Here is a 25,416-nt window from a genome sequence, read left to right as displayed (position 1 = left end):
GAGAGGGCAACCTTATTGTTTGGCGGGGGTGGTGACGCGGGTGCCATACCAGCTGGCATCGTCGATGCTGAGGTCGAGCCGGTCGGGCGCGCGGACGGTATCGAGCAGGAAAACATAAGGCCCGCTTGCGGCAAGGATTGCGTCCATCGCCTTTTCGAGCGGGATGGTGACCGTCGGGATGCGCGGATAATCCGATTTGATCTCGACCTTGTTCGGACCGACGCGGGTCACCGTGATCGTGACATTGTCGCGCGACGATCCGCGCGCGTCGGACGCGACCGCACCCTTGTAGGTGCCGACAACACGGTCGGCGAGGTCGGCTTGGCGCGCGGGAGCAGCTTTGGGGGTTTCGGCGGTGGCGGCTGCCGCGGGGAGCGACAGGGCGATGGTCGTGGCGGCGATCAGGGTACGCAGCATGGATCTATCCTTTCCGGCGCGAACGGACGGGATCCTCGCTCACGACCCTCATGGGACGACGACGATCCCCGTGCCGGGGTCGGCCTGTCCCGAAAGCATTTCCCGATAGGCGGCGAGCGCCGCGTTGCCGCCCTGGCGCTTATCAACGCTGGCGAGCCGCGGTGCAACGTCCATGAACGCCAGCCATGCTTCGGCGATCTTCTGCCCGAACACCGCGCCGCCCCAGTCGGCAATGCGTTTCTGGCTGCGACCGGGGGCAAAGAAACCCTGACGCTCGGGGCCGGGCAGTCCCTCGACGTCGGCCTGCGCGTCCCAATGCGATTTGCCGACGATGATCGACGCCTGAAGCTGGCTGCCGAAATGGCTGTGGACGACGCGCGTGACCGCGCCATTGCCCGCCATGTCGACCAGTGCGGCCGGGGTCGACGCATTGAGCGTCATGATCTGGTCGTAGCTGATGACGCGATCGTAAATCCCCTGCGCGGCGAGTGTCTCGACATTGGCGGCGCTGGTCAGCCCGATCGTTTCGGGGCGGTCGGCGCGCTGTTTGAGTGCAAAGCCAAGCCCGATCGCGGTCTTGCTCGACGCGCTGGCGATCAGGATCTGCTGGACGCCATAATCGCCCTCATCCTCGAACTGGTCGGCGATCAGCCAGCCGGTGAGAAACAGCGGGCGGAACACCGGCCAATAATCATGGTCGGCGGCGCGATAGTCGGGCAGCGCTTCGATCCGCTGATACTGGTTATAGATCGGCGGCAGGGTGGTGCGGCGCGGGGTGATGTCGGTGAAGCCCCCCGGCCCGGCCTTGCCGACGGTCAGCACGGTGTCGCTGGCCATCGGATAATAGCCGTAGAAACGGTCGCCGACCGATACGCCTTCGGCGGCGCTGTCGGTGACCGTGGCAAAACCCCACACAGGCAGGCGGCCGGGTCCGCCCGGCTCGGCGAAGAAATCCCAATAGCCCTGATCATTGCCAAACAGCCCGGCGGGCTTGCCGAACACGGCGTAGGTGATGTTGTTCGCGGTCATCGCATAGCTGTCGATATGGACGCGCACCTGTCCCGCTGCGAGGGGCGTGTCGGGATCGGCGACCAATTGGGCTTGCGTGATATCGTCGCGATCAATGTCGATCGCCCAGCTTGCTCTGCTCATTTACGGACCCCTCCGATTGTCATGCCGCTTTCGCGGGTCAGGCGCTAGTCATACAGATGCAGCCCGCGCTGACAATCACGCAGGGCGCGCTAGTCAGCCAACCGTCGTCCCAAACAGCGATCCGATCGCCATCGTCACCCCCATCGCAACGGCGCCCCAAAAGCTGACGCGCAGGACGGCGCGCGCGATCGGCGCCTTGCCCGCCCAGGCGCCAAGCGCGCCCAGGATGGCGAGAAAGATCAGCGAGGCGGCGGACACGATCCACGGCAGCGATGGTCCGGTGATCAGCAGCACGATCGCCAGCGGCAGGGCGGCGCCGATGGTAAAGCTCGCCGCCGAAGCCGCTGCCGCCTGAATCGGACGCGCCGCCAGTTCGCTGGTCAGCCCCAGTTCGTCGCGCAAATGGCTGTCGAGCGCATTATGTGCGGTGAGCTGCACCGCGACCTGCTCGGCAAGCGGACGATCGAGGCCGCGCTGCTGATAGATTTGCGTCAGCTCCTCGAGTTCCAGTTCGGGCACCGTGGCGAGCTCGCGCTTCTCCTTGGCAATATCGGCCTTTTCGGCGTCGCCCTGCGAACTGACCGACACATATTCGCCCGCCGCCATCGACATCGCCCCTGCGACGAGCCCCGCGGTCCCGGTGACGAGAATCGTCGAGGCTGACGCGCCCGCCGCCGCGACCCCGGCGATCAGGCTGGCGGTCGATACGATCCCGTCGTTGGCGCCGAGGATCGCAGCGCGCAGCCAGCCGATGCGGCTGGCGGCATGGGTTTCGCGGTGCATGGACGGCACTCCTACCAGAAACGGATGACGCCAAGCTGGTCGAACAGCTTTTCGTTCGATACGAGCGCATATTGCTCGATCTGCGATTGAGCGATCAAGATGCGGTCGAACGGGTCGCGATGGTCGAAGGGCAGCAAGCCCGCCAGACTCGCATGAGCAACCGAAATGGGCAGCTGGTCAAAGCCAAAACCTGCGATGACGGTTTCAAAGCGCTCGGCGAGTTCGTCGGCGCCTTCCAGCTTACCGATGCGGAATTTGATTGCGACCTCGATGGCAGAAACGGCACTGACCCAGATATGATTGTCCGGGTCTTCGATGGCCGACCTCACCGCATCTGGCAATTTCTCCGGCTCATTGGCAGCCCAGATCAGCGCGTGCGTATCGAGCAGCAGGTTCATTGCGCCTCTGGACTGTCTTCGCCGTTCCATAGCGCCAGGTCTTCTTCGGGCAGGGGATCCCAAAAGCCAGCGTCAAGATCGATTTTGCCTTTCAGCGTGCCCAAAACGCGCTTCGCCTTGGGTGGTGCGTTCACCGGCATCAATTTCACCACCGGTTCCTTGCCGCGCGCGATCGTCACCTCTTCGCCCGCGAGGACGCGGGCGATCAGGCGCGACAGATTTGTCTTGGCCTCGTGGATGGTCACGATTGTCATGTTGGCTAACTTAGCTAAGCCGGTTAGCTAAGTCAATATTGCAATTGCAGCCCCGGCCGCGCCCAACGCGTCTTCACCAGCCGCCCGGTACCCGAAAGGGTGATATAGGCATCCTGCCGGTCGGGACCGCCAAACGCGATGTTGGTCGTGAAAATATCGTCGGTCGCAACAAATTCGACCAGCTCGCCCGCGGGCGACACCACCGAAATGCCGCATTCGCCGATTGTCGCAATGCAGATATTGCCTGATGCCTCGACCGCGAGGCTATCGAAGAATTTATAGCCCGCCGGGCGATAGAGCGGGATGCCGGGGCCGCCGGGGCCGGCGTCGGACGCGACCTTGCCGGGGGCGGTGATGTTGAACTTCATCAGGCGGCAGGTGTAGGTCTCCGCGGCGTATAGCGCGTCGCCATCGGGCGACAGGCCGACGCCATTGGGGTTGTTCGAGGGGAAGATGACTTCCTCGATGAAGCTGCCGTCAGCCTTGGCATAGAAAATGCCCACGATGTCGTGGCAGCGTTTGGCATAATCGACCTTGCCGTGATCGGTGAACCAGAAGCCGCCATGGCCATCGAACACGATGTCGTTGGGGCCGCGCAGCACGATGCCATGATCACCCGATTGATAAAGGGTTTCGACCGCGCCGGTATCGACGTCGATCCGCTCGATCCGCCCGCCCGAATAATCGTCGGCGATGCCATGCGGGGTCAGATAGCCATTCGATTCGACATAGTTGAAGCCGCCGTTGTTGCAGCAATAGAGCTTGCCGTCGGGGCCGATCGCCAGGCCATTGGGGCCACCGCCCGGGGTGGCAATGACCTCTTTTCGGCCGCCGGGCCAGCAGCGGGTGATCCGCCCCGCCTCGATCTCGACGAGGATGACGCTGCCGTCGTCCATCACCACCGGCGCTTCGGGGAAACGCAATCCATCGGCGATCAGTTCAAACTTGGCCATCCTCGTCTCCCTTGCTCTTGCGCATTGGCTGTGCTTTGCGGCCATCATGCCCGTTCGTTCGCTGTTCGCCAGTCTTTTCTATGAAGCCGACGTCGGCTCGCCCGACCTGCTCGCCGAGCTGGAGGACAGCAGCCGCCTGTTCGCCGAGGAGGACGGCGCGGGGCGCGCGTGGAGCCGCGCGCATGGCTATAAGGGCTATACCAGCTACGCCAGCCTGAACGACCTGCCCGAGCGTGATCCGGCGTTCCACGACCTCAAACGCCTGCTCGACAAGGAAGTGAAGGCGTTTGCCAAGGCGGCGCATTTCGACCTCGCCAAACCGCTGAAGCTCGACAGCCTGTGGGTCAATGTCCTGAAACCCGGCGGCACCCACAGCGGCCACATCCACCCGCACAGCATCGTGTCGGGCACCTTCTATGTCGCGGTCCCGCCCGGATCGGGAGCGCTCAAGCTGGAAGACCCGCGCCTCGCGATGCTGATGGCGGCGCCGGGGCGCAGCGACGATGCGCCCGAACATCTGCTGCCCTTCGTCTATGCCGAGCCCGCGGCGGGGCGGGTGTTCCTGTGGGAAAGCTGGCTGCGTCATGAAGTGATGCCGCACAGCGGCAAGGGCGAACGGATCAGCATCAGCTTTAACTATCGCTGAGCGCGACTATATGAGCCACATCTGACCAATTCTCCCCCTTCCGTTCGTGTCGAGCGAAGTCGAGACACGCCTGCGCAGCGCGAGATGCATCTCGACTTCGCTCGATGCGAACGGAACAGATAGGAAATGCATATGACCGCTACCTACGACGCCGACCTCCAGCTTTTCATCAACGGCGCCTGGCGGAGCGGCGAGGGGCGCGACGAGCGGCCGGTGTATAACCCCGCGACCGCGGATACGATCGCCGAACTGCCGGTCGCCACCATCGCCGATCTCGACGAGGCGCTCGCCGCGGCGGAGCGCGGCTGGCCGGTGTGGCGCGCCAAGAGTTTCGACGAGCGCGCCGCGCTGATGCACAAGGCCGCGGCGATCATCCGCGAACGGGTCGAGCATATCGCGACGCTGCTGACGCTCGAACAGGGAAAGCCGATCGCCGAGGCGCGCGGCGAAGTGCTGTCGGCGGCGGGGCTGTTCGACTATTTCGCCGAACAGGGCAAACGCATCGAAGGCCGGGTGCTCCAGCGGCCAGCGGGGCAGCGCACGATGGTGCTGCGCCAGCCGGTCGGTCCGGTCGCGGCGTTCAGCCCGTGGAATTTCCCGGTCAACCTGATGGTCAAGAAGATCGCCCCCGCGCTCGCCGCGGGCTGCGTCGTGATCGCCAAGGCGCCCGAGGAAACCCCCGGCTGCACCAGCGCGATCATGCGCTGCATCGCCGACGCGGGCATTCCCGGCGACGTGGTTCAGCTTGTTTACGGCGACCCCGACAGGATCAGCCGCCACCTGCTCGCCAGCCCGGTGATCCGCAAGGTCAGCTTCACCGGATCGACCGCGGTCGGCAAACATCTGATGAAGCTCGCCGCCGATCGGGTGCAGCGGATCACGATGGAGCTCGGCGGCCATGCGCCGGTGCTGATTTTCGACGATTGTGATCTTGAGGCGACGCTCGACAAGGTGGTGACGCAGAAATTCCGCAACGCCGGGCAGGTGTGCATTTCGCCGACCCGCTTTTATGTCCAGCAGGGCATTTACGACGCCTTTGTAAAGGGTTTCGCCGAACGGACGGCAAAGGTGAAGATCGGTAGCGGTCTCGACGGCGACACCCAAATGGGTCCGCTCGCCAACGCGCGTCGCATCCCGGCCTTGGAAGCGCTGGTTGCCGATGCACAGGCCAAAGGCGCGCGGGTAATCGCGGGCGGCGCGGCGACGGGCGAGGGATATTTTTTCCAGCCGACCGCAATCGCCGACGTGCCGCTCGATGCCGATGCGATGAACCACGAACCATTCGGCCCGATGGCGCTGATCCGCCCCTTCGGCAGCGAGGACGAGGCGCTGGAACAGGCAAACCGGCTACCCTATGGGCTGGCCGCGTTTGCGTTCACCGAAAACGGCCGCCGTATCAACCGCATCGCCGACACGATCGAAAGCGGCATGGTCGGGATCAACGGCTTCGTCATCTCGACCCTCGACACGCCGTTCGGCGGGATCAAGGAATCGGGCTTTGGCAGCGAGAGCGGGCCGGAGGGGCTGGACGGGTATCTGGTGACCAAGGCGGTGCATATTTATTGACGGTCGGCAGCCCGAAAGGCGGGACGATGTCCGCCTTGGGGTGGGAAGTGGACCTCATGGACTCGTCACCCCGGACTTGATCCGGGGTCCACGAGGCCACGCGCCGCCCGTTGCTGAGAGGGCGCATGGATCCCGGATCAAGTCCGGGATGACGAAAGTTTATGGCCGCAATCGGTCGATCCCGGCCATCGTTGGCCGCAGGTCAATCCCGCTCCAACGCCACAAAATCGCGCCCCATCGGTGCCAGATGGGCGCCGCCGTCGACGAAGATCGTCTGCCCGGTCACCGCTTCGGCGCGCGCCAGATACACGACCGCATCGGCAATCTGCGCCGGGCTCGGCAAGGCACCCAGCAGCATCCGCCCCGCGAGCCGCTCGACCTGCGCCGCCGTATAATCCTCCGTAGCCAGCGTCAGCCCCGGCGCGACGGCGTTGACGCGGGCGCGGCTTCCGAACGCGACCGCCAGCGTCGCGGTCGCCTGCCACAGCGCCGATTTCGACAGGCTGTAGGCCAGCTGGTCGGGGACCGGCTGCGCGACGCGCTGGTCGACGATATTGACGATCGCGGGACGCTGGCCTTCGCTTGCGGCAACAAGTGCCTTCGCGAGCATCACCGGCGCAGATAAATTGACCTGCATCATCGCTGCGAGCGACGCCGCCGACAGATCGGCCCACTCCCCCTCTGCGAACAGCGCTGCATTGTTCACGAGCAGGTCGGGCGCGCGACCGAACGTGTCGATCACCGCGGGAATCAGCGCATCGACCGCGGCGGGGTCGGACAAGTCCGCGGCGAAGCGGTGGCTGAGCGCGCCGGTCTCGGCCAGTGCATCGGTGAGCACGGCGTCCGCCTCGCCCGGGCTGCGCTTGTGGATCGCCAGCGCATAGCCTTCACGCGCCAGCCGCGCCGAAATCGCGGCGCCGACGCGGTGGAGGCCACCGGTGACCAGCGCCAGCTTCTGCGTCATTTGCGGCTCCGCCGCATGGTGATGCCAATCTCTTCGCCGTCCTCGGCGATCGCCAGCTTGACGATCTTCACCTCGACCTCCTCGACCTTGTCATCCTGCAGGAACAAAGTGTCGATGATATGGTCGGCGACGCTTTCGATCAGCACGAAATGGACATCCTTGGGGATCCCCTCGGTCGCGGCGAATTTCAGGTGCATGTAATTTTTCGAGGCGCTGAGCGGCGTCGTCGGATCATAATGATCGGCCATGCTCAGCCGCGCCCGCACCCCGATGCGCAGCGGCTGCGGCAGGTGGGTTTCTTCGGAATAAATGCCGGTCAGCACCTGGGCGATCAGCCCGTCCACCTCCAGCCACAATGTATCGGTCACAAGAAATCCTGTCGAACGCGCGCGACATTCGGCTTTGCATCGCCGCGCCGCACCCCTAAAGCGCCGCCGCATTAGCGAAAGGGCGCGCGTTGGTCGAGTTACTTCCATTGTCGGATATTGCACCGCAGGCGGTCGAGGCTTTGCTAGACGCCGCTTTCGGGGCCGATCGCTTTGGACGAACCGCCTACCGCATCCGCCAGGGTATGGATGCGATCCCGCGGCTCAGTTTCGCGGCCGTCGAGGATGGCGCACTGATCGGCACGATCCAATGCTGGCCGGTCGCGCATCGCACCGCCGACGGCGCGGTCACGCCGCTGGTGATGGTGGGGCCCGTGGCGGTGCGCCCCGACCTCCAGCGCGGCGGGCATGGCCGCGTGCTGATGACGCACATGCTCACGGCGGCAGAAGATGGGGCCGACGGCGCGCTGATGATGATCGGCGATCCGGAATACTACGGGCGCTTCTTCGGCTTCGATGCCGATGCAACGGCGGCGTGGGATCTGCCGGGACCGTTTGAGCAGCGGCGTCTGTTGGCACGCGCGGTGAACGGGCATGCGTTGCCGATGGGTGCGGGGATGATCGGGCCGCGATGACACCGTGCCCCTGCGAAGGCAGGGGCCCATCACCCGAGCTCTCGTTCCGCAACCGCTGATGTGGGACGCATAGGGTCGATGATGGGCCCCTGCCTTCGCAGGGGCACGGCTCAATCGATAGAGCTACGCTGCGACTTGCACGATCCGTTAGCCCCCCTATGTCGGATGGATGGTCACCCCCGCGCCTTCGCTTCCCAAGGACTTCGCACAGCTCTCGCTGACCGAGGCTGCCGAACTGCTCGCCGCGCGTCAGCTGCCGCCGGTCGAGCAATGGCACCCCGAGCGCGAGGGCGACAGCTTCATGGAAATCCGCGCCGATGGCAGCTGGTATCACGAAGGCGGGCGGATCAACCGCCCCGCGATGGTCAAGCTGTTCTCGACGATCCTGCGCCGTGAAGCCGACGGTAGCCATGTTCTGGTGACCCCTGCCGAGAAGTTGGGCATTGCGGTCGAGGACACCCCATTCCGGGCGGTCGAGATGAAGAGCGAGGGAGCGGGTGCCGCCCGCCAGCTCGTCTTCCGGCTCGACACCGACGACCTCGTCATGGCCGGACCCGACCATCCGCTGACCTTCGGCACCGACCCCGATAGCCCCGACCCGCGGCTCCACGTCCGCGGCACCATCGGCAACGGGCTTGAAGCGCGGATCGATCGCGCGCTTTATTATGAGATCGTCGAGATGGCGCTCGCTGACCAAAGCGATCCGCCCGCGATCTGGTCGAACGGCGCGCCATTTCCGCTGGTCGATCGCTGATGCTGTCGGCAAAGCTGCGCGCCGCGCTCGACAATCTGCTGCCCGATGCGGGCGAGGATGAGGCGTATCTCGGCACGCCGACGCTCCGCGATGCCGCGGTGCTGATCGCCTTTACCGATCGCCCCGACCCCGGCGTCATCCTGACCCAGCGCCCGCAATGGCTGCGCAGCCATGCCGGGCAGGTCGCCTTTCCCGGCGGCAAGATCGATCCCGACGACCGCGACGCGATTGATGCCGCGCTGCGCGAGGCCGAGGAGGAGATCGGCCTCAGTCCCCGCGACGTGATGGTGGCGGGGGTGACCGAGCCTTATCGGTCGGGCAGCGGCTATATCATCACCCCGGTGCTGGGCGTCATCCCCCCCGACCTGCCGCTCGACCCCAACCCCGACGAGGTCGAGGACTGGTTCGAAGTGCCGCTCGACATCCTGTTCGATCCCGCCAATTATGCGCGCCAGCAGGCGCATTGGCAGGGTCAGGACCGGCATTATTATGACATGGACTGGCAAGGACGGCGGATCTGGGGCGTGACGGCGGGCATCATCATCAATCTGGCGCGGCGGATGCCCACGGGCTGGCATCGGTGAGCGTGCTGCCCGATGCCGAATGGCGCGTCCGGCCGGGGCTGCGCCGGATCGTCGCGGCGCTGACCAGCGAGGGCGGGGCGGTGAAGATCGTCGGCGGCGCGGTGCGCGACACGCTGCTCGGCCTGCCGGTCACCGACATCGATTTGGCGACCCCGCTGTTGCCGCAGGAGGTGACGCGGCGGCTGGAAGCGGCCGATATCAAGGTGATCCCGACCGGCATCGCGCACGGCACCGTCACCGCAGTCGCCAGCGGCGATCATCACGAGATCACAACGCTGCGCCACGATGTCGAGACCGACGGACGCCGCGCGACGGTCGCATTTGCCGACGATTGGCAGGGCGATGCGGCGCGGCGCGATTTCACGATCAACGCACTTTATGCCGATCCGGAAACGGGGGCGGTCGATGATTATTTCGGTGGCATCGACGACCTGCGCGGCGGCTGCGTGCGCTTTATCGGCGATGCGGCGACGCGGATTGCCGAGGATCATCTGCGCATCCTGCGCTTTTATCGTTTTGCGGCGCGCTTTGGGCGCGGCGCGCTCGATGCAGACAGCCACGCCGCCGTCGTCACCGCGCGTCAGTCACTCAAAAGCCTGTCGCGCGAACGCATCGCCGACGAGCTGACCAAGATTTTGGCGCTGCCCGATCCGCGCGCGATCGTCGGCCAGATGGCGGCTGACGGCATTTTTGCGGTGCTGCTGCCCGAACTGGATCCGGATTTTGCCGCGACGCTCGACGACCTGCTCGCCAACGAAGCTGCTGCGGGAGCCGATATTGTCCCGCACCGCCGTCTCGCGGCGCTGCTGCCCGCCGACCGCGCGGTTGCCGAGCAAGTGGCCAGCCGCCTGCGGCTATCGACCCGGCAGCGCAAATATCTGGGCGCGGTGGGCGAGCATCGCGGCGACGTTGCGCGGCCGGTGCGCCAGCTTGCCCACGCCATCGGGATCGACGCGGCGCGCGACGTGCATCTGATCGCGGGCGAGCCCGCCGCGGTGCGCGATCTCGCGGATTGGGAGGTTCCGGTGCTGCCGATCAAGGGCGGCGACATTGTCGCGCGCGGCATTGCGGTTGGGCCAGAGGTCGCGCGCATCCTGAAAGACGTTGAAGCGGCATGGGTCGCCGAGAATTTTCCCGGCGCCGACCGCGTTGCCGAACTGGTCGATCAGAAGATCGGGCGCACCAGCGACTGACGCCAGAAATCGAGCGCCGCGGCGCCTTCCAACGGCCGCGCGAACAAATAGCCTTGGCCGAAATCGCAGCCGAGTGCCGACAGGAGGCGCGCCTGATCGGCGGTCTCGACCCCCTCGGCGGTGGTTTTCATCCCCAGCACTTCAGCCAGACTTTGGATCGTGCGGACGATCGCCACCTTGTCGCGGTCATCGACCATATGTTCGACAAAGCTGCGGTCAATCTTGAGCACGTCGAGCGGCAGGCGCTGCAGATAGGCGAGGTTCGAATAGCCGGTGCCGAAATCGTCCATCGCGACGCGCGCATTGAGAGCCTTCAGCTCGCTGAGCACTGACAGTGCAAGGTCGGGATCGCCGATGATCGCGCTTTCGGTCAGTTCGATCATCAACCGTTCGCCGCCGATTTTATGCTTTGCGAGCGCGCCGCGCACCACCGCGGCGACATCATCGCGCAACAGCTGGATCGCCGAGACATTAACCGAGACATAGCAGTCGACCGTCTTGCCGCCATTTTGCCCGTCCCAGCCGGCGAGCACCGCCGCCGCCTTGCCGATCGCCCATTGGCCGAGCGGCACGATCAGGCCTGAATCTTCGGCGATCGGGATGAATTCGCTGGGCGAAATCGCATGGCCGTCCTGCTTGTCCCAGCGCGCGAGCGCTTCGAACCCGGCGACCTTGCCGGTCGCAAGCTCGATCAGCGGCTGAAACGCCAGATGGAGCCGGTCTTCCTCGATCGCGTTGCGCAGTTCGGTTTCAAGCCCGAAACGATTGTCGGACAGCATCGCCGATTCGGGCTCATAGATTTCGATGCGGTCGGTCTGCTTCGCGCGTTTCAGCGCGATCTGCGCGTGGCGGATCTGATCGGCGACGTCGCTGTCGATCGCGGGCTGAATTGCACAGCCCAGCGCGCAATCGACGCTGACTTTCAATTGGCCGATACGGAACGGATGGTCGAAACAGCCGCGGATGCGCCGCGCCATTTCGCGGACATCGGCGCGCCCACCCGCGACGCGGGTCGATATGGCAAATTCGTCGCCGCCGGTGCGCGCCAAAATGTCCCCGCTGCGCAAGGATGATTTCAACCGCCGCGCGACTGTGATGATCAGCTCGTCGCCCGCCATCGGCCCGATATGTTCGTTGATGCGGCTGAACCGCGCCAGGTCGAGCAGCAGGATGGCGTGGTCGGCGCCAATGCCGTCGGTGACGCCGCGCTGTTCGACCATTTCTTCGAACCCGGCGCGGTTGGGCAGGCCGGTCAGGCTGTCCGACACCAGCTCACGGCGCAAATTGCGCTCGGTCATCATTTCCTGGGTACGGTCGATCAGCGTCAGCAGGAACAGGCTTTCGTCGCCCGTTTCGGTCGGCAACGGCCCGATCGATCCGCGCAGATCGCGCGCCGCGACGCCGTCGCCCAGCTGGCAGCTGAATTCCTGCATATCGTTGGGCGACTGCGCTGCGCGTTCGACGGCGCGCAACAGCTCGATTGGAGCGTCGGCGCCGGCTGGCGACAGATTGAGCCGGTCAAAAGCGGCGTTGCTGGCGTGCAGACGAAAATTGCCGCGCGCGAGCGGGCGGATCAGCGCCGCTGGCACCGGGAGCGCGTCGATCCAGCCGACGAACAACAAGGGCCGGTCTTCACCGGTTCGATCAAGTGGCATAACAGCGGGTTTTGTGCGACCTTTCCCCATTGGCCATGGCCTAGTGGGGCGAGAGTAAAGAAGCGATTTACGGCGACAGGAAAATGCGGTCAGCCGAAGCGATTGTTCCGCGGAAAACCGGTTGGCGGCATTCGACCGGCGGCGCCGCGCGCGACACGCCACGGCGCCAGGTCGGTTTCGGTCCGTGTCCGCCCGGTATCGCCGCCCATCGCCCAGCTTAGCCCGTCGGTAAAGACAAAGCTGACCGCGTCGGACAGGCCGCCGTCGCGATAGCGTTGCAGCATCACCCCTTGGCCGCGCGCCATCACCGGCACTTCGCTGATCGGGAAGACGACGAGCTTGCGGTTCTCGCCGACCACCGCGACGCTGTCGTCCGCCGCCCCAATGACGCGGACGATCGCCAGCTGGGCGCCGCTTTTGAGGTTGACGACATTCCGACCCTTGCGCGTCTCGGCGACGACTTCGCCCATCTGCGCGATAAAGCCATGACCGCTGGTCGAGGCGAGCAGCAGGCGCCCGTCGGCGTTCGCCGGGATCATCGCGACGATCTTTGCCTCGGGGTCGATATCGACCATCAGCCGCAGCGGCTCGCCGAACCCGCGCCCGCCGGGTAGCTTGTCGGCGCCGATGGTGAAGAAACGGCCGTCGCTGGCGGCGATCAGCAGCTTGTCGGTGGTCTGCGCGTGCGCGGCGAACAGCAGCTCGTCGCCTTCCTTGAACTTGAATTCGGCCCATTGATCGGCGGCGACATGGCCGCGCTGGGCGCGGATCCAGCCGCGTTTCGACAGGATCACCGTCACCGGCTCCTTCTCGATCATTGCGTCGAGCGGAATGTCGCGCGCCGGGGCGGCTTCGGAAATTGTCGTGCGGCGCGCGCCAAGCAGCGTGTCGAGGCCGTAAACCGCGCGCAGCTTTTCCAGATCCTTTCGCAGCCGGGTGCGCTGGCGCTGCGGACTTTCGACCAGCTTGACCAGCTCCTCGCGCTCGGCGGTGAGGTCCGCCTGCTCGCGCTTCAGTTCCATTTCCTCCAGCTTGCGCAAGGACCGCAGCCGCATGTTCAGGATCGCTTCGGCCTGCCGGTCGGTCAGGATGAATTCGGCGATCATCACCGGCTTGGGCTCATCCTCGGTGCGGATGATCTCGATGATACGGTCGAGGTTGAGAAAGGCGATGATGTAACCCGCGACCAGCTCCAGCCGGTCGTCGATCTTGGCGATCCGGTGCTGCGCGCGGCGGACCAGCACCACGATCTGGTGCTGGAGCCATTCGGTGAGCAGCTGGTGCAGCCCCATCACCTTCGGCGTCCGCGTCGCGTCGAGGACGTTCAGATTGAGCGCGAAGCGGTTTTCGAGGTCGGTTAGCCGGTACAGGCTTTCCTTCAGGATGTCGGGGTCGACGTTGCGGCTCTTGGGTTCGATGACGATGCGCAGATCCTCGGCGCTCTCGTCACGGACATCCTCCAGGATCGGCAATTTCTTGTCGGCGATCAACTGCGCGATCTGTTCGATCAGCTTGCCCTTGGCGACCCCATAGGGAATCTCGCTGATCACCAATTGCCAGGTGCCGCCGGGCAGCTTCTCGATCCCGCTCTCTTCCCACGCGCCGTCCGCCTTGCCGGTCGAAAAGCGCGCACGGACGCGGAAACTGCCGCGGCCGGTAGCATAGGCGTGGGCGATCGTCTCGGCGCTGTCGACGACGATGCCGCCGGTGGGGAAATCGGGGCCTTTGACATGCTCGAGCAGTTCGGCCAGCTCGGCCTGCGGGTTCTCGATCAGCAGCAGCGCGGCGCCGATGACCTCGGCGGCATTATGCGGCGGGATGTTGGTCGCCATGCCGACCGCGATCCCGCTCGCCCCATTGGCGAGCAGGTTCGGAAACAGCCCCGGCATGATTTCGGGCTCTTCGTCCTCGCCGTTATAGGTCGGTTTGAAATCGACCGTGCCTTCGTCGAGACCCTGCATCAGGTCGATCGCGACGCGCGTCAGCCGCGCTTCGGTATAGCGATAGGCTGCGGCGTTATCGCCGTCGATGTTGCCAAAATTGCCCTGGCCGTCGACGAGCGGGTAACGCAGCGAGAAATCCTGCGCGAGGCGGACCATCGCGTCGTAAACCGCGGTGTCGCCGTGCGGGTGGAATTTGCCGATGACGTCGCCGACGACGCGCGCCGATTTCTTGTACCCCTGCGACGGGTCGAGCCGCATCGCGCGCATCGCCCACAGCAGGCGGCGGTGAACCGGCTTTAACCCGTCACGCAAATCGGGCAGCGACCGCGCGGTGATCGTCGACAGCGCATAGACCAGATAGCGTTCGGACAGCGCGCTGCCGAACGGCGTGTCGGTCATGCCGGGGACGGGTTCGGGATTGTCGGGATCGTCGGTGGTGGTCGCCATGGTCGCGGCGCGATAGCAAGGCTGGCGCGCCAAGGCAAAGGGCGATCGCAAAGCCACACGCCGTGATCGCGCCCCCTTGCGAACCCCCGATCTTTCGCGCAAGCCGTGCGGTGGGTAGAGGAGAGTATGTGACGCGAATAGACGATCAGCCCCCGGGATGGGCGGCACGGGCGGTGCGCCGATTGTTGCTGGCATTATACCGGCTGCGCGGCTGGAAAGCGGTCGGGGTGGTGCCGGAACCGCGACGCTTCATCCTGATCGCGGCGCCGCACACCAGCAATTGGGACTTCGTCAATTTCCTTGGCCTGACCGCCGATCTGAAAATTCGTCCCTATTTCATGGCCAAGCTGTCGCTGTTCCGCTGGCCGCTGGGCGGCTTTATCCGCAAGATGGGCGGGGTACCGGTCGATCGCCGCGGTGGCGGCAATGTTGTTCAGCAGATGGTCGACGAGTTCGCGCGCCGCACCGAATTCATGCTGACCGTCGCGCCCGAAGGGACACGCGGCAAGACAACGAAATGGCGCACCGGCTTTTACCAGATCGCCATGGCGGCCAAGGTGCCGATGGTCGTCGGCTTCATGGATTATGGGACGAAAACCGGCGGGCTTGGCCCGCTGATCTGGCCCAGCGGCGATTTTCGCGCCGATATGATGAAGGTGCTCGAGGTGTATCGCACCTGCATCCCCAAAATTCCCGAGCGCGCGGTGCGCTCGATCGACGATATTGTCGGCGATGACGGCCCGGACGAGATGGAGATGCGCGCATGACCGACCTGCTGATGCTGCTGGCGCTCAATTTCGCCGGATTGCTGGCGGTGATCCTGATCCTGTGGGCGATTTCGGTGGCGATCCGCGACGTGTCGTTCATCGACGCCTTCTGGGCGTTCGGCATGGTGCTGCTGGCATGGGGGGCGGCGTGGCAGGCGGGTTTTGATGCTTTGCACGCCAAATTGCTGCTCGGGCTGACAAGCCTGTGGGGGCTGCGGCTTGCCATCCATCTGACCGTCCGCTGGGTGGGGCATGGCGAGGATCCGCGCTATGCCAAGATCCTGTCGCGGACGATGGAAACGAAGAAATGGAGCTGGGGCAAGACGGCGCTGCTCACCGTGTTCCTGACCCAGGCGCCGCTGCTGTTCATCACCTGCCTGCCCGCGCAGATCGGCATCTGGGCCAGCGGCGGCGCGGTGGCAAACGGCGTCGGTATCCTCGCCATCATCGGCGTGGTCGCGGCGCTGATCGGCATCGCGTTCGAGACGATCGGCGACGCGCAGCTCGATGCGTTCCGCAAGAACCCCGCGAACAAGGGGCAGGTGCTCGACACCGGACTGTGGCGCTATACCCGCCATCCCAATTATTTCGGCGACGCGCTGACCTGGTGGGGATTGTGGCTGATCGCCGCCGACATCGGGCCGTGGGTCGCGCTGGCCAGCGTGATCGGGCCGGTTTTCCTGACCTTCACCCTGACCAAATGGTCGGGCAAGGCGCTGCTCGAAAAGGGGCTGCACAAGACGCGGCCTGACTATGCCGCTTATGTCGCGCGCACCTCCGGTTTCATTCCATGGCCGCCAAAGACGGGGGTTTAGGCGGCGAAGCGCTGGCCGCCGACGCCAGCGCCCTCGGCGACGCCCCGCGCATCCGCGCGATCCTGACCGAAGCCGCGCGCGAGGGCCGCGCGGTCAGCTATTCCGAACTGCTCGGCGACCTGGGGTTCCGCTTCACCCGGCCCAAGATGCGCGCGGTGTGCAAGACCTTGGCCGAGGTCGACCGGCTCTGCGCGCTGGACGGCGAACCCGATCTGGCGGTGCTGGTGGTACGCGAAAGCGACCGGCTGCCCGGGCAGGGCTGGTGGGTCGGCGGAACGGCGCTGCTGCTCGGTTACGAAGGCCCGTGGGAGGGCGCGACGGCGGCACGGTTTATCCGCGAGCAGCAGCAGGCGGTGTTTGATTATTGGGCGGGGCGGTAGGGCAACTAACGACCACTTGGCGACGTAGGGGTCCTCCCCGGAACGGGGAGGGGGACCGCCGCGCAGCGGTGGTGGAGGGGCCGCGGCGGTGCGTCATGACGAAAGGTTTCGACCCCTCCGTCAGCCCTGCGGGCTGCCACCTCCCCGTTCCGGGGAGGATCGGCTATGTCCGCTCCCCACCCCAAAGCAGCCTCCCCTTGTTCGTCATCCCGGACTTGATCCGGCATCCATTCTCGCGCCGTCGCCTGGACCCCGGATCAAGTCCGGGGTGACGAACAAGGGGTTCGCTACTTCTTGAGCCCAATCTCGCGCAGCCGCTCCTGCAGATACTCATCCGCCGTAATCGGCGTCGGATACAGGTTCGGGTGCGCCGCATCGATGCAGCTTTCCAGCGTCTCGATCGGATAATCCGAGCGGAAATGCAGGAAGAATGGCATCGAATAGCGCGCCACGCTCGCACGGCCCGCATCGGGATTACGGACGCGGTGGGTGGTGGAGGGGAGCTTGTTGTTGGTCAGCCGTTGCAGCATGTCGCCGACATTGACCGCCATCGCGCCCGGCGGCGGGCTGACCGGGAGCCAGCTGCCGTCCTTGTCGAGGATTTCGAGCCCGGCCTCTTCTGCGCCCAAGAGCAGGGTGATCGTGTTGATGTCCTCATGCGCCTCGGCGCGGATGCCCTTGGCGGGCGCTTCGACCGGCGGATAATGGAGCAGGCGCATCACGCTGTTGCCGTCGAGCACCGTGTCGTCGAAGAAATCGGGCGCGAGGCCCAGGTAGCGGGCGATGCCCGACAGCAATTGGCCGCCGACGCGGTCGAATTCGGCGAACAATTTGTCATAGACGGCGCGAAACCCTTCGACCTCGGCAGGCCAGACATTGTTCGGCTGCTGCGCGGCGAGCCGGTGGCCCGCGGGCAGGTCGCGGCCGACGTGCCAGAATTCCTTGAGGTCGACTTCCTTCGCGCCCTTGGCGATTTCGGTCCCGAACGGGGTGTAGCCGCGCGCGCCGCCGCCGCCGGGGATATGATAGGCGCGCTTGACCTGCTCGGGCAGCGCAAAGAAGTCCTTCGCCTTTGCCCACGCATCGTCGATCAGCGCCGGGTCGATGCCATGATCGGTGATCATCGCAAAGCCGAAGCGTTCGAAGGACGCGCCAAAGTCCTTGGCGAACTGGTCGGCGGGCAGCGACATCGAGATGGTCGGAACAGCGGCGGTCATAGCATCATCCAATTTGGGGCGGGGCTTTTGGCCGCCGCGACTCTGTTCCCGCATGTAGGGGTGTCGGCGGGGCAGGGAAAGAGGCTCGCTCTTTTCAAACCGCCGATGCTTGCTAAGAGAGCGGCATGGCAAAATCATATTGGCTGATGAAATCCGAACCCGACGTCTATCCGTGGGAGCAGCTGGTGCGCGAAGGCACCGGCATGTGGGACGGGGTACGCAACCACACCGCGAAGCTCAACCTGAAAGCGATGCAGGTCGGTGACGAGGCGCTGTTTTACCACAGCAATATCGGCAAGGAATGCGTCGGGATCATGCGCATCACCGAAACCGCCTTCCCTGACCCGACTGCGGACGAAGGATCGCCGTGGGTCGTGGTGCGCGTCGAACCGGTACGGGCGCTGAAGCATCCGGTGACGCTGGCGGCGATCAAGGCCGATCCCAAACTCGCCGACATGGATTTGATCCGCCAGTCGCGGCTGTCGGTCGGGCGCGTGACGCCCGACGAGTGGAAGCATATTTTGCAGAAATCGGAGACGGCGGGGGGTTGAGCTAAAAATCCTCCCTGTCGCGCAGCGATGGGGAGGGGGACCGTCCGCGCAGCGGATGGTGGANNGCTTCGCGCTGCCACCTCCCCATGGCTTCGCCACAGGGAGGATCTTTCAACCCTGACGCAGCTGCACCTGCAAATGCTTCGCCACCGACGGGTGCAGCGGGTGGACGAACTCGCACCCGTAATTATTGCCGTCGGCGCGGCGGACCACGGCTTCGAGAGGCTGCAGCCCGGGCAGGTTGACCCAGATATGCTTGCCGATCTGCGGTCGGAAAAATGTAACCATGCGAAAACCGGTCGATGACAGGTCGAACAATTCGACGTCGAACGGGTTCAGCCCCGGCTCGCGATAGCGCGCACGGCCTTTGACGGGAGCGCGCTCGGCGCGGCGGCCGGTGACGGCGGGTCGTTTGGTTTCGATGATGCGATTGCCCAACAATGTTCTGGCCCCAGATTTATCTCTTCATTTCGGGGCTTTTAGCCCGCCAGTGGTTACCTCAACATGAAGAGACATGGTGAATTCTGCCTACATCGTCGGTGCCTCGCTGACCGCCATCAATTGGCCAGGAAACGGGGTCGCGAGCGCCACCGCATCGCGCCATTCGCCGCTCAGCCAGATGGCATGTTGGTCGGGGTGCAGGATCACCGGCATCGCATGCGGCTGATAGCGGCCGACCAACCGGTTGGGGTCGGTGGCCAGAATCGCAAAACAGGGCCAATCCTCGCCCTGACGGTGGATTCCGGCAAAGGCGAAGATCGGCAGCGACGGCACCGAAAACCAGTGTTGGTGACGCGCCCCCTCCGGCCCCGCCCACTCGGCAAAGGCGGTGGCGGGGATCAGGCAGCGCAGCTCGGCGTGGCGCAGCGTGCCGATCCAGAACGGGCTTTGCAGGTTGCGGACGTGCGTGACCGGTCGATCGCCGCGCGGCGGGGGCGGCACGCCCCACAGCTTGGGGCGCAGAAAGCGGCGCGCGCCGCCGCGACCGTCGCTGACGATCACCGGCGCGGGGCGTCCGGGGGCGATGTAATCGCCGGTCCATGGGTCGTCGCCCGCCTCGGCAGCAAACGTAGCGGCGATCGCTGCGGCGGGGGCGTCGAGACGGTAAAGACTTGTCATCGCAGGATTTTCAGTCGGTCCCGCGCACCCGTCCGCGCCCGGCTTTGACGCTGCTGCGCGCCTTCTTGCTATCGACTCGGCGCGCTTTGGCGGCCTTGCTCGGTTTGGTCTTGATCCGGCGTTCGGGGCGCACCAGCGCGGCGTCGATCAGCGTCGACAGGCGTTCACGCGCATCGGCGCGGTTGCCTTCCTGGGTGCGGTACCGCCGTGCCAGGATGATCAGCTCGCCGTCGGTCGTCATCCGGCTGCCCGCCAGCGTTTTCAAACGGTTGAAGGCATCGGGGGTCAGCCCCAACGCATAGACATTGACGCGCAGCTGGCACGCGGTCGCGACCTTGTTGACATTCTGCCCGCCCGGTCCCGTCCCGGCGAGAAACTTCTCCGAAATCGCGCTTTCCGGAATGTCAGCCACGGGTCGGGGCGGCTCCCTCCGGCGCGGCAAAGCCCAGCGCGATGAACGCGTCGGGGAAGGGCGCTTCGGCAATTACTGACGGCTTGACGTCACGTTTTACCACCAACCGTTCGGCGTGCAGCAGCGTACGCGTCTTGGTGCCGCCGCGGCCATAGACAGGATCGCCGACCAGCGCGAAGCCGAGCCCTTCGAGCGCATGGACGCGGATCTGGTGGGTGCGGCCAGTTTCGGGGCGGAAGCGCAGCAAACTGCGGCCATCGACTACCGCCAGCTTTTCCCAATGCGAAATCGACGGCTTGCCTTTCGGGTCGCCGACCATCCGCCAGCCCTCCTCGGCGGTCGACACCTTGCTCAGCGGCAGGTTGATCGTGCCGCTTTCAGCATCGGGTACGCCATCGACGATCGCCAGATATTGTTTTTCGACCTCGCGATCCTCGAACGCGCGGGTGAAACGCCCGTGCGCCTTGGGATTGCGCGCCAGGAGCAGGCAGCCCGACGTGTCACGGTCGAGCCGGTGGACCGCGAGCGGCCAGCGCTTGAAGCCGAACTTGAGCAGGTCGAGATGATTCTCAAGGCTGATGCTGCCGTCGCGCGGGGCGTCGACCGGCAGGCCAGCGGGCTTGTCGATCACGAGGGCCTCGCCATCGAGGAACAGGACACGATCTGAAAGGAGCATGGCGCGCTATAGGCGGAGCGGGGGGCAGCCGAAAGCGGAAAGGCGTGAGGGGCGGCTTTGAGTGAAGAACTGTCAATGACTTTCCCATTTTCGTCATCCCGGACTTGATCCGGGATCCATAGCAACGACCGCTGCATGGATCCCGGATCAAGTCCGGGATGACGAATGAAGGAGTATCCTCCCCATGGCCGAAAGCCACAGGGAGGATGCCGATTCAGGCCGCCTGCTTGAGGTCATCAATCGCAGACGTCGCGCGGCTCACCGCCTCACCGTCCATCATCTGCTGGTCGGCGGCAATGATCGTCACATCGGTGATGCCGACAAAGCCGAGAACGTGGCGGAGATAGCCGGTGGCGAAATCATAATCGCTGCCGACCGGCACGCCGCCCGAGGCGACGACCAGATAGGCCTTCTTGCCCTTGAGCAGCCCTTCGGGGCCGGTTTCGGTGTAGCGGAAGGTGCGGCGGGCGCGCGCGATCTGGTCGATCCAAGCTTTCAGAGCCGCAGGGATGGCAAAATTATAAACCGGCACGCCGATGACGATCGTGTCGGCGGCTTCGAGTTCGGCGATCAGTTCGTCCGAATGGGCCAACACCGCGCGCTGGTCGTCGCTGCGATCGGCATCGTCGGTGAAATTGGCGCCGACCCAGGCTTCCGTGAGCAGCGCGGGCGGAGTGAGCGCCAGGTCGCGGCGGGTGACCGCGCTGCCGTAACCCTGCTCGACCAGTCGCGCGACAAGCTGGTCGGCGAGCTGGCGGGTGGTCGAACCGCTGTGGCGGGCCGAGGCGTCGATGCGAAGAATATGCGACATGAGATGACTCCTTTGATTCGAATTGGAAGAGAAGGCAGGGGAGGTGCCGCGAGCCGGGGGAAACTCGCGGCACCTGGGTGGGCCGCCGCCTCAAGGGAGGGGACAAGGCGGCGGCCCGGGGGTCTTAAAGGCTATCGACGAGCACCAGCTCGGCGTCGTCGAGCGCCTCGACATTGATCGTCCCGACATCGCGCAGCGCGATGCCGTCGCGGGGGTCGGCGTCGGTGCCGTTGACCCGAATGCGGCCCTTGGCAGCGACCAGATAGGCGTGGCGTCCGGCTTCGAGGTCATAGGAAACGCTCTCACCCGCATTCACCGTGGCCGCCGCAACGCGGGCGTTGGCGCGGATCGGCAGCGCGTCGGCGTCGCTCTCGATGCCGCTCGCCAGCGTCACGAACTGGCCCGACCGGTCATTTTTGGGGAACTGACGCGCCCCCCAGCCGGGATTGCCGCCGTCCCGATCAGGCATGATCCAGATCTGGAACAGCGTCGTTTCTTCATCCTCGAGGTTGAACTCGCTGTGCGTCACGCCGGTCCCGGCGCTCATCACCTGGACATCGCCTGCCGCGGTGCGGCCGGTGTTGCCCATGCTGTCGCGGTGGGTGATCGCGCCGGTGCGGACATAGGTGATGATTTCCATGTCGCGGTGCGGATGCGGGGGGAAGCCCGACTGCGCCGCAATGGCGTCGTCGTTCCAGACGCGCAGCGCGCCCCAGCCCATCCGGCCTTCGTCGTAATAGTTGGCGAAGGAAAAGTGATGACGGGCGTCGAGCCAGCCGTGGTTGGCGTGGCCCAGCGTGTCGAATTTGCGAATGTCGATCATGGCCTTGTCCTTTCTGTCGCGCCGCGCCGGGGCGGGATGCCCGGCGATGCTGCGGTGTTGAGGACAAGATAGCGATGGAGATCGTTTCTGAAATAGCGTAGATAGAAATCTATTGTTTCCAATTTGAATGTGATAGGAAAGCCCCTCCCCTTCAGGGGAGGGGTTGGGGTGGGGTCTGTCGGCGTAGCGCAAGGCCGATAGACCCCACCCACTGCGATTAGGCAGCCAAGCTGCCAAGTCTCGCTGCCCTCCCCTGAAGGGGAGTGAAAAGGAGGATCAGATGTCGCTACCCGATTACGAAGGCTGGGCCTGTTTCGCCGCGGTTGCCGACAGCGGCAGCTTTACCGCCGCCGCCGCATCGCTGGGCATGTCGAAGGCGAGCGTGTCGAAGGCGGTGACGCGTCTCGAAACATCGCTCGGCATCGCGCTGCTCCATCGCAGCTCGCGCACCGTCACCGTCTCCACCGCCGGCGCGGGATTGCTTGGCGAGGCGCATGCGATGGTCGCGGCCGCGACCGCGGCGACCGAGGCGGCGCGCGGCGACCGCGTCGATCTGGCGGGGCCGATCCGCCTCGCCGCGCCGATGAGCTTCGGGATCAAGGTGCTCGGCGGGCCGCTCGCAGCGTTTCTTGCCATGCACCCGGCGGTCGAGATCGAAGTCATGCTGAGCGATGCGCGCCACGACCTGATTGCCGAGGGCATCGACCTCAGCCTGCGCATCGCCAGCATGGAAGACAGCAGCCTGCTCGCGCGCACCATTGCGCCGGTCGCCGCGTCGGTCATTGCCAGCCCTGCCTATCTGGACCAGCGCGGCGCCCCGCGCCATCCGCTCGATCTCGGCTCGCATCGGCTGATCGGTTACGGCCACCGCGAACGCGCCCTGCCGCTGCGTTTCCATCGCGATGGCGAGGAAGCGACGGTGATCCCGACCGGACCTTTGTTCGCCAACAATGGCGACATCATGATCCCGCTGCTGATCGCCGGCGGCGGCATCGCGGTGCTGCCCGACTTTATCGCCGAAGAATCGCTGACGTCGGGCGCGCTGGTTCGCATCCTGACCGATTGGTCGATGCCGCAGGCGTATCTCCACCTGCTGTCGCCGCCGTCGCGGCTGCGCCCAGCGCGCGTGCGGGCGCTCGCTGACCATCTGGTCGAGACGCTGAAGCGGTCGTGTATTGGCCGCGACTCGCCGGATTCCGCGGGTTAAATCAAAATTAACCTTTTCCCTTCATTAGTTTCGTGGTTAATGTTCCGGCAGTCCGCAACAGGGGTCGGTCGGTGGCATCGCACGAGAGCCAGCTGATCGGAAAAGCAGGGCTGTCGTGGGAAACAATCAAGGGGTGCCCAATGCGTGTATTGCTGATCGAGGACGAGCCGACGACCGCCAAGGCGATCGACACGATGCTCACGACCGAAGGCTTCAACGTCTATACCACCGATCTGGGGGAAGAAGGCTTGGATCTGGGCAAGCTCTATGATTACGATATCATCCTGCTCGACCTGAACCTGCCCGACATGCACGGCTATGACGTGCTGAAAAAGCTCCGCACTGCGAAGGTGCAGACGCCGGTGCTGATCCTGTCGGGCATTTCCGAAATGGACAGCAAGGTGCGCTCATTCGGTTTTGGTGCCGACGACTATGTCACCAAGCCGTTCCACCGCGACGAGCTGGTCGCCCGCATCCATGCGGTCGTCCGCCGGTCGAAGGGCCACAGCCAGAGCGTCATCAAGACGGGCAAGCTGGCGGTCAACCTGGATACCAAGACGGTCGAGGTCGACACCACCCGCGTGCATCTGACCGGCAAGGAATATCAGATGCTTGAGCTGCTTTCGCTGCGCAAGGGCACGACGCTGACCAAGGAAATGTTCCTGAACCACCTGTATGGCGGCATGGACGAACCCGAACTCAAAATCATCGACGTCTTTATCTGCAAGCTGCGCAAGAAACTGGCGCTGGCGTGCGAGGGCGAAAATTATATCGAGACGGTCTGGGGCCGCGGCTATGTCCTGCGCGACATCGACGATGAAGGCAATGAGGTGCGCCGCGTCGCCTGACGCTTCGCTTCTCCTCAAGAGTTAACCGAGGGAAACCGGCGCGGAGCAATCCGCGCCGTTTTTCCTTTGGGGTTTCGGGGCGAGCCATCGCCATTGGCATGCAATGACCGGAAGCGACCATTAGTCGCCCCATCCATCATCGTCACCCCGGACTTGATCCGGGGTCCACGACTTCAGCGCCGCAGTGGATCCCGGATCAAGTCCGGGATGACGAATGTCTTTAGACGACTACAAACGGACAGAAATGCCTATAAGCCTAAATACTGCTTCTCGCGCCGCACAGGTGATTCCTGATCCATCGCCAGTATGTCGCCGACCCACTTAACAAGCATGGGCACTGCGTGATTTTCGACCCGGTGACGTGCATTCGCAGCCTCTTCAATCGGCACCGATCCGGCGCGGACATAAAGCCTCTCATACGGCACGTTCTGGTTCGCCGGCCAGAAATGCGCATCGAACAGATTTCCCGCGTTCCGCGTCAGGTGAGTTTCGATAACGATGCCGGCGCTTGTAAGTGCCTCATCGAGAAAGGAGGGCTTGAGAGGGTAGCTGTGCCCTTTCGGCAGCTTGCCTGTTTCCGACTTCATTTGAGGATCTAACCATTTTACGACTTAGCTGGCAATGTCCGCTCACCACCCCAAAGCCGACGCTAACGCTTGACCCCATAATGCCCCGGCAGGCTGGTCGCGCGTGACAGGCCAGGGCGCCAGGTGGAAATGCGCGGCGCGGGGACGATCTGGAAATCGACCTTGCTGTCGGCGGTGACCAGTTGATCGCTGCTCGCCGCACGCAGGCGCGACGTTTCGACCGGCTTGTCGGTTTCGATCCCGAATCGGGTCCCCGCGACCCAGCGCACCGTGCCCAGCATCGCTTCATGGCCCGACAGGAAAATGGTGATGCGCTCGCCGATTTGCAGCACATGCGGTCCCTGGCCGCCGACGCCGGTCAGCGAAACATTGCGGATCGTCACGTCGAACTGGCCCAGTCGCTTGCACGCAAGCGCTGCCTTGACCAGACGCGACTGGCGCGGCTGACGCTTTTCGTCTGGAGGTGCTGAGGCTGGGGGAGCCTCGGGAATTGACATGGCGCGACCCATCGCTGTCGCCCAACCCCCACGTTG

General features: G+C 64.8%; 31 protein-coding genes. 12 read left to right on the top strand and 19 right to left on the bottom strand.

The window, feature by feature from the left end:
- Positions 1-12: 12 nt before the first annotated feature.
- The 6 genes from B4F07_RS04085 to B4F07_RS04060 all read right to left on the bottom strand — a co-directional run bounded on the left by B4F07_RS04085 (position 13) and on the right by B4F07_RS04060 (position 3,957).
- Complete coding sequence (locus B4F07_RS04085; protein ID WP_293697830.1) at positions 13-417, bottom strand: hypothetical protein; 405 nt, start codon at positions 415-417, stop codon at positions 13-15.
- 48 nt (positions 418-465) lie between these two features.
- The gene (locus tag B4F07_RS04080; RefSeq protein ID WP_293697828.1) at positions 466-1,569 is read right to left on the bottom strand and encodes a DUF2855 family protein; all 1,104 of its coding nucleotides are present in this window, start codon (positions 1,567-1,569) and stop codon (positions 466-468) included.
- Positions 1,570-1,662: 93 nt separating this feature from the next.
- Complete coding sequence (locus B4F07_RS04075) at positions 1,663-2,352, bottom strand: VIT1/CCC1 transporter family protein (protein ID WP_293697827.1); 690 nt, start codon at positions 2,350-2,352, stop codon at positions 1,663-1,665.
- 11 nt (positions 2,353-2,363) lie between these two features.
- Entirely contained in the window at positions 2,364-2,750 is a 387-nt protein-coding gene (locus B4F07_RS04070; RefSeq protein WP_293697825.1) for a type II toxin-antitoxin system VapC family toxin, read from the bottom strand.
- Positions 2,747-3,004, bottom strand: coding sequence for a type II toxin-antitoxin system Phd/YefM family antitoxin (locus tag B4F07_RS04065; protein WP_293697823.1), 258 nt, complete (start codon positions 3,002-3,004; stop codon positions 2,747-2,749). The genes B4F07_RS04070 and B4F07_RS04065 overlap by 4 nt, the downstream gene beginning before the upstream one ends.
- Positions 3,005-3,036: 32 nt before the next feature.
- Positions 3,037-3,957, bottom strand: coding sequence for an SMP-30/gluconolactonase/LRE family protein (locus B4F07_RS04060; RefSeq protein ID WP_293697821.1), 921 nt, complete (start codon positions 3,955-3,957; stop codon positions 3,037-3,039).
- Between the two features lie 46 nt (positions 3,958-4,003).
- Between B4F07_RS04060 and B4F07_RS04055 the strand changes: the two genes are divergently transcribed.
- Positions 4,004-4,603 carry a TIGR02466 family protein gene (locus B4F07_RS04055; protein WP_293697819.1) on the top strand — a complete coding sequence of 200 codons (600 nt, stop codon included), beginning with the start codon at positions 4,004-4,006 and terminating at the stop codon, positions 4,601-4,603.
- A 132-nt stretch (positions 4,604-4,735) separates the two neighbouring features.
- Positions 4,736-6,169: an NAD-dependent succinate-semialdehyde dehydrogenase gene (locus tag B4F07_RS04050; RefSeq protein WP_293697817.1), complete on the top strand. Its 1,434-nt coding sequence runs from the start codon at positions 4,736-4,738 to the stop codon at positions 6,167-6,169.
- 202 nt (positions 6,170-6,371) lie between these two features.
- On the opposite strand, the gene B4F07_RS04045 is transcribed toward B4F07_RS04050, so the two are convergent.
- Together B4F07_RS04045 and B4F07_RS04040 are read right to left on the bottom strand one after the other, a co-directional pair.
- Positions 6,372-7,133 (bottom strand): SDR family oxidoreductase, encoded by a 762-nt coding sequence (locus tag B4F07_RS04045; protein WP_293697815.1) that lies wholly within the window; start codon positions 7,131-7,133, stop codon positions 6,372-6,374.
- Entirely contained in the window at positions 7,130-7,501 is a 372-nt protein-coding gene (locus B4F07_RS04040; protein WP_293697813.1) for a dihydroneopterin aldolase, read from the bottom strand. The genes B4F07_RS04045 and B4F07_RS04040 overlap by 4 nt, the downstream gene beginning before the upstream one ends.
- A gap of 89 nt (positions 7,502-7,590) precedes the next feature.
- Here B4F07_RS04040 and B4F07_RS04035 point away from each other — a divergent pair, with 89 nt between their 5' ends.
- The 4 genes from B4F07_RS04035 (at position 7,591) to B4F07_RS04020 (ending at position 10,625) form a co-directional block, all read left to right on the top strand.
- Positions 7,591-8,094 carry a GNAT family N-acetyltransferase gene (locus B4F07_RS04035; protein WP_293697811.1) on the top strand — a complete coding sequence of 168 codons (504 nt, stop codon included), beginning with the start codon at positions 7,591-7,593 and terminating at the stop codon, positions 8,092-8,094.
- A gap of 169 nt (positions 8,095-8,263) precedes the next feature.
- Positions 8,264-8,848, top strand: coding sequence for a DUF1285 domain-containing protein (locus B4F07_RS04030; RefSeq protein WP_293697809.1), 585 nt, complete (start codon positions 8,264-8,266; stop codon positions 8,846-8,848).
- Positions 8,848-9,432, top strand: coding sequence for a CoA pyrophosphatase (locus B4F07_RS04025; protein WP_293697807.1), 585 nt, complete (start codon positions 8,848-8,850; stop codon positions 9,430-9,432). The genes B4F07_RS04030 and B4F07_RS04025 overlap by 1 nt, the downstream gene beginning before the upstream one ends.
- The gene (locus tag B4F07_RS04020) at positions 9,429-10,625 is read left to right on the top strand and encodes a CCA tRNA nucleotidyltransferase (protein WP_293697805.1); all 1,197 of its coding nucleotides are present in this window, start codon (positions 9,429-9,431) and stop codon (positions 10,623-10,625) included. Before B4F07_RS04025 ends, B4F07_RS04020 begins: the two co-directional genes overlap by 4 nt.
- Here B4F07_RS04020 and B4F07_RS04015 read toward each other — a convergent pair.
- Together B4F07_RS04015 and parC are read right to left on the bottom strand one after the other, a co-directional pair.
- The gene (locus tag B4F07_RS04015; protein ID WP_293697803.1) at positions 10,598-12,280 is read right to left on the bottom strand and encodes a putative bifunctional diguanylate cyclase/phosphodiesterase; all 1,683 of its coding nucleotides are present in this window, start codon (positions 12,278-12,280) and stop codon (positions 10,598-10,600) included. The genes B4F07_RS04020 and B4F07_RS04015 overlap by 28 nt on opposite strands.
- Positions 12,281-12,369: 89 nt before the next feature.
- Complete coding sequence (gene parC, locus B4F07_RS04010; RefSeq protein ID WP_293697801.1) at positions 12,370-14,670, bottom strand: DNA topoisomerase IV subunit A; 2,301 nt, start codon at positions 14,668-14,670, stop codon at positions 12,370-12,372.
- A gap of 128 nt (positions 14,671-14,798) precedes the next feature.
- On the opposite strand from parC, the gene B4F07_RS04005 reads away from it, so the two are divergent.
- The 3 genes from B4F07_RS04005 to B4F07_RS03995 are packed head-to-tail and all read left to right on the top strand — an operon-like array spanning position 14,799 to position 16,632.
- Positions 14,799-15,437, top strand: a complete 639-nt coding sequence (locus tag B4F07_RS04005) for a lysophospholipid acyltransferase family protein (protein ID WP_293697799.1) — start codon at positions 14,799-14,801, stop codon at positions 15,435-15,437.
- Positions 15,434-16,252, top strand: a complete 819-nt coding sequence (locus tag B4F07_RS04000) for a DUF1295 domain-containing protein (protein ID WP_293697797.1) — start codon at positions 15,434-15,436, stop codon at positions 16,250-16,252. The genes B4F07_RS04005 and B4F07_RS04000 overlap by 4 nt, the downstream gene beginning before the upstream one ends.
- On the top strand, positions 16,228-16,632 hold the full coding sequence (locus tag B4F07_RS03995) for a ribose-phosphate pyrophosphokinase (RefSeq protein WP_293697795.1): 405 nt from the start codon (positions 16,228-16,230) through the stop codon (positions 16,630-16,632). Before B4F07_RS04000 ends, B4F07_RS03995 begins: the two co-directional genes overlap by 25 nt.
- Before the next feature lie 287 nt (positions 16,633-16,919).
- Here the strand turns inward: B4F07_RS03995 and B4F07_RS03990 are convergent, their stop codons facing one another.
- Positions 16,920-17,849, bottom strand: coding sequence for an isopenicillin N synthase family dioxygenase (locus B4F07_RS03990; protein WP_293697794.1), 930 nt, complete (start codon positions 17,847-17,849; stop codon positions 16,920-16,922).
- 125 nt (positions 17,850-17,974) lie between these two features.
- Here B4F07_RS03990 and B4F07_RS03985 point away from each other — a divergent pair, with 125 nt between their 5' ends.
- A complete protein-coding gene (locus B4F07_RS03985) occupies positions 17,975-18,400 on the top strand; it encodes an EVE domain-containing protein (RefSeq protein ID WP_293697792.1) in 426 nt (141 codons plus the stop codon).
- Positions 18,401-18,511: 111 nt separating this feature from the next.
- On the opposite strand, the gene B4F07_RS03980 is transcribed toward B4F07_RS03985, so the two are convergent.
- From B4F07_RS03980 to B4F07_RS03955, 6 genes are all read right to left on the bottom strand, one after another.
- On the bottom strand, positions 18,512-18,838 hold the full coding sequence (locus B4F07_RS03980) for a PilZ domain-containing protein (RefSeq protein ID WP_293704545.1): 327 nt from the start codon (positions 18,836-18,838) through the stop codon (positions 18,512-18,514).
- Positions 18,839-18,928: 90 nt separating this feature from the next.
- Positions 18,929-19,519, bottom strand: coding sequence for an SOS response-associated peptidase family protein (locus B4F07_RS03975; RefSeq protein WP_293697788.1), 591 nt, complete (start codon positions 19,517-19,519; stop codon positions 18,929-18,931).
- 10 nt (positions 19,520-19,529) lie between these two features.
- The gene (arfB, locus tag B4F07_RS03970; protein WP_293697786.1) at positions 19,530-19,931 is read right to left on the bottom strand and encodes an alternative ribosome rescue aminoacyl-tRNA hydrolase ArfB; all 402 of its coding nucleotides are present in this window, start codon (positions 19,929-19,931) and stop codon (positions 19,530-19,532) included.
- The gene (locus tag B4F07_RS03965; RefSeq protein WP_293697784.1) at positions 19,924-20,607 is read right to left on the bottom strand and encodes an RluA family pseudouridine synthase; all 684 of its coding nucleotides are present in this window, start codon (positions 20,605-20,607) and stop codon (positions 19,924-19,926) included. Before B4F07_RS03965 ends, arfB begins: the two co-directional genes overlap by 8 nt.
- 214 nt (positions 20,608-20,821) lie before the next feature.
- Positions 20,822-21,418: an FMN-dependent NADH-azoreductase gene (locus tag B4F07_RS03960; RefSeq protein WP_293697782.1), complete on the bottom strand. Its 597-nt coding sequence runs from the start codon at positions 21,416-21,418 to the stop codon at positions 20,822-20,824.
- A gap of 124 nt (positions 21,419-21,542) precedes the next feature.
- Complete coding sequence (locus tag B4F07_RS03955; protein WP_293697780.1) at positions 21,543-22,241, bottom strand: pirin family protein; 699 nt, start codon at positions 22,239-22,241, stop codon at positions 21,543-21,545.
- 280 nt (positions 22,242-22,521) lie between these two features.
- Between B4F07_RS03955 and B4F07_RS03950 the strand changes: the two genes are divergently transcribed.
- On the top strand, positions 22,522-23,448 hold the full coding sequence (locus B4F07_RS03950) for a LysR family transcriptional regulator (protein ID WP_293697778.1): 927 nt from the start codon (positions 22,522-22,524) through the stop codon (positions 23,446-23,448).
- 140 nt (positions 23,449-23,588) lie between these two features.
- Complete coding sequence (gene ctrA, locus B4F07_RS03945) at positions 23,589-24,296, top strand: response regulator transcription factor CtrA (protein WP_088443381.1); 708 nt, start codon at positions 23,589-23,591, stop codon at positions 24,294-24,296.
- 248 nt (positions 24,297-24,544) lie between these two features.
- Here the strand turns inward: ctrA and B4F07_RS03940 are convergent, their stop codons facing one another.
- Together B4F07_RS03940 and B4F07_RS03935 are read right to left on the bottom strand one after the other, a co-directional pair.
- Positions 24,545-24,883, bottom strand: coding sequence for a hypothetical protein (locus tag B4F07_RS03940; RefSeq protein ID WP_293697771.1), 339 nt, complete (start codon positions 24,881-24,883; stop codon positions 24,545-24,547).
- A 62-nt stretch (positions 24,884-24,945) separates the two neighbouring features.
- Positions 24,946-25,380, bottom strand: coding sequence for a PilZ domain-containing protein (locus B4F07_RS03935; RefSeq protein WP_293697769.1), 435 nt, complete (start codon positions 25,378-25,380; stop codon positions 24,946-24,948).
- Positions 25,381-25,416 lie beyond the last annotated feature (36 nt).

It is taken from the genome of Sphingopyxis sp. UBA6723 (assembly GCF_002454115.1).
In the GTDB taxonomy this organism is placed as follows: domain Bacteria; phylum Pseudomonadota; class Alphaproteobacteria; order Sphingomonadales; family Sphingomonadaceae; genus Sphingopyxis.
The sequence above is the reverse complement of the archived record's forward strand: the minus strand, read 5'-3'. Positions and strand labels throughout refer to the sequence as shown.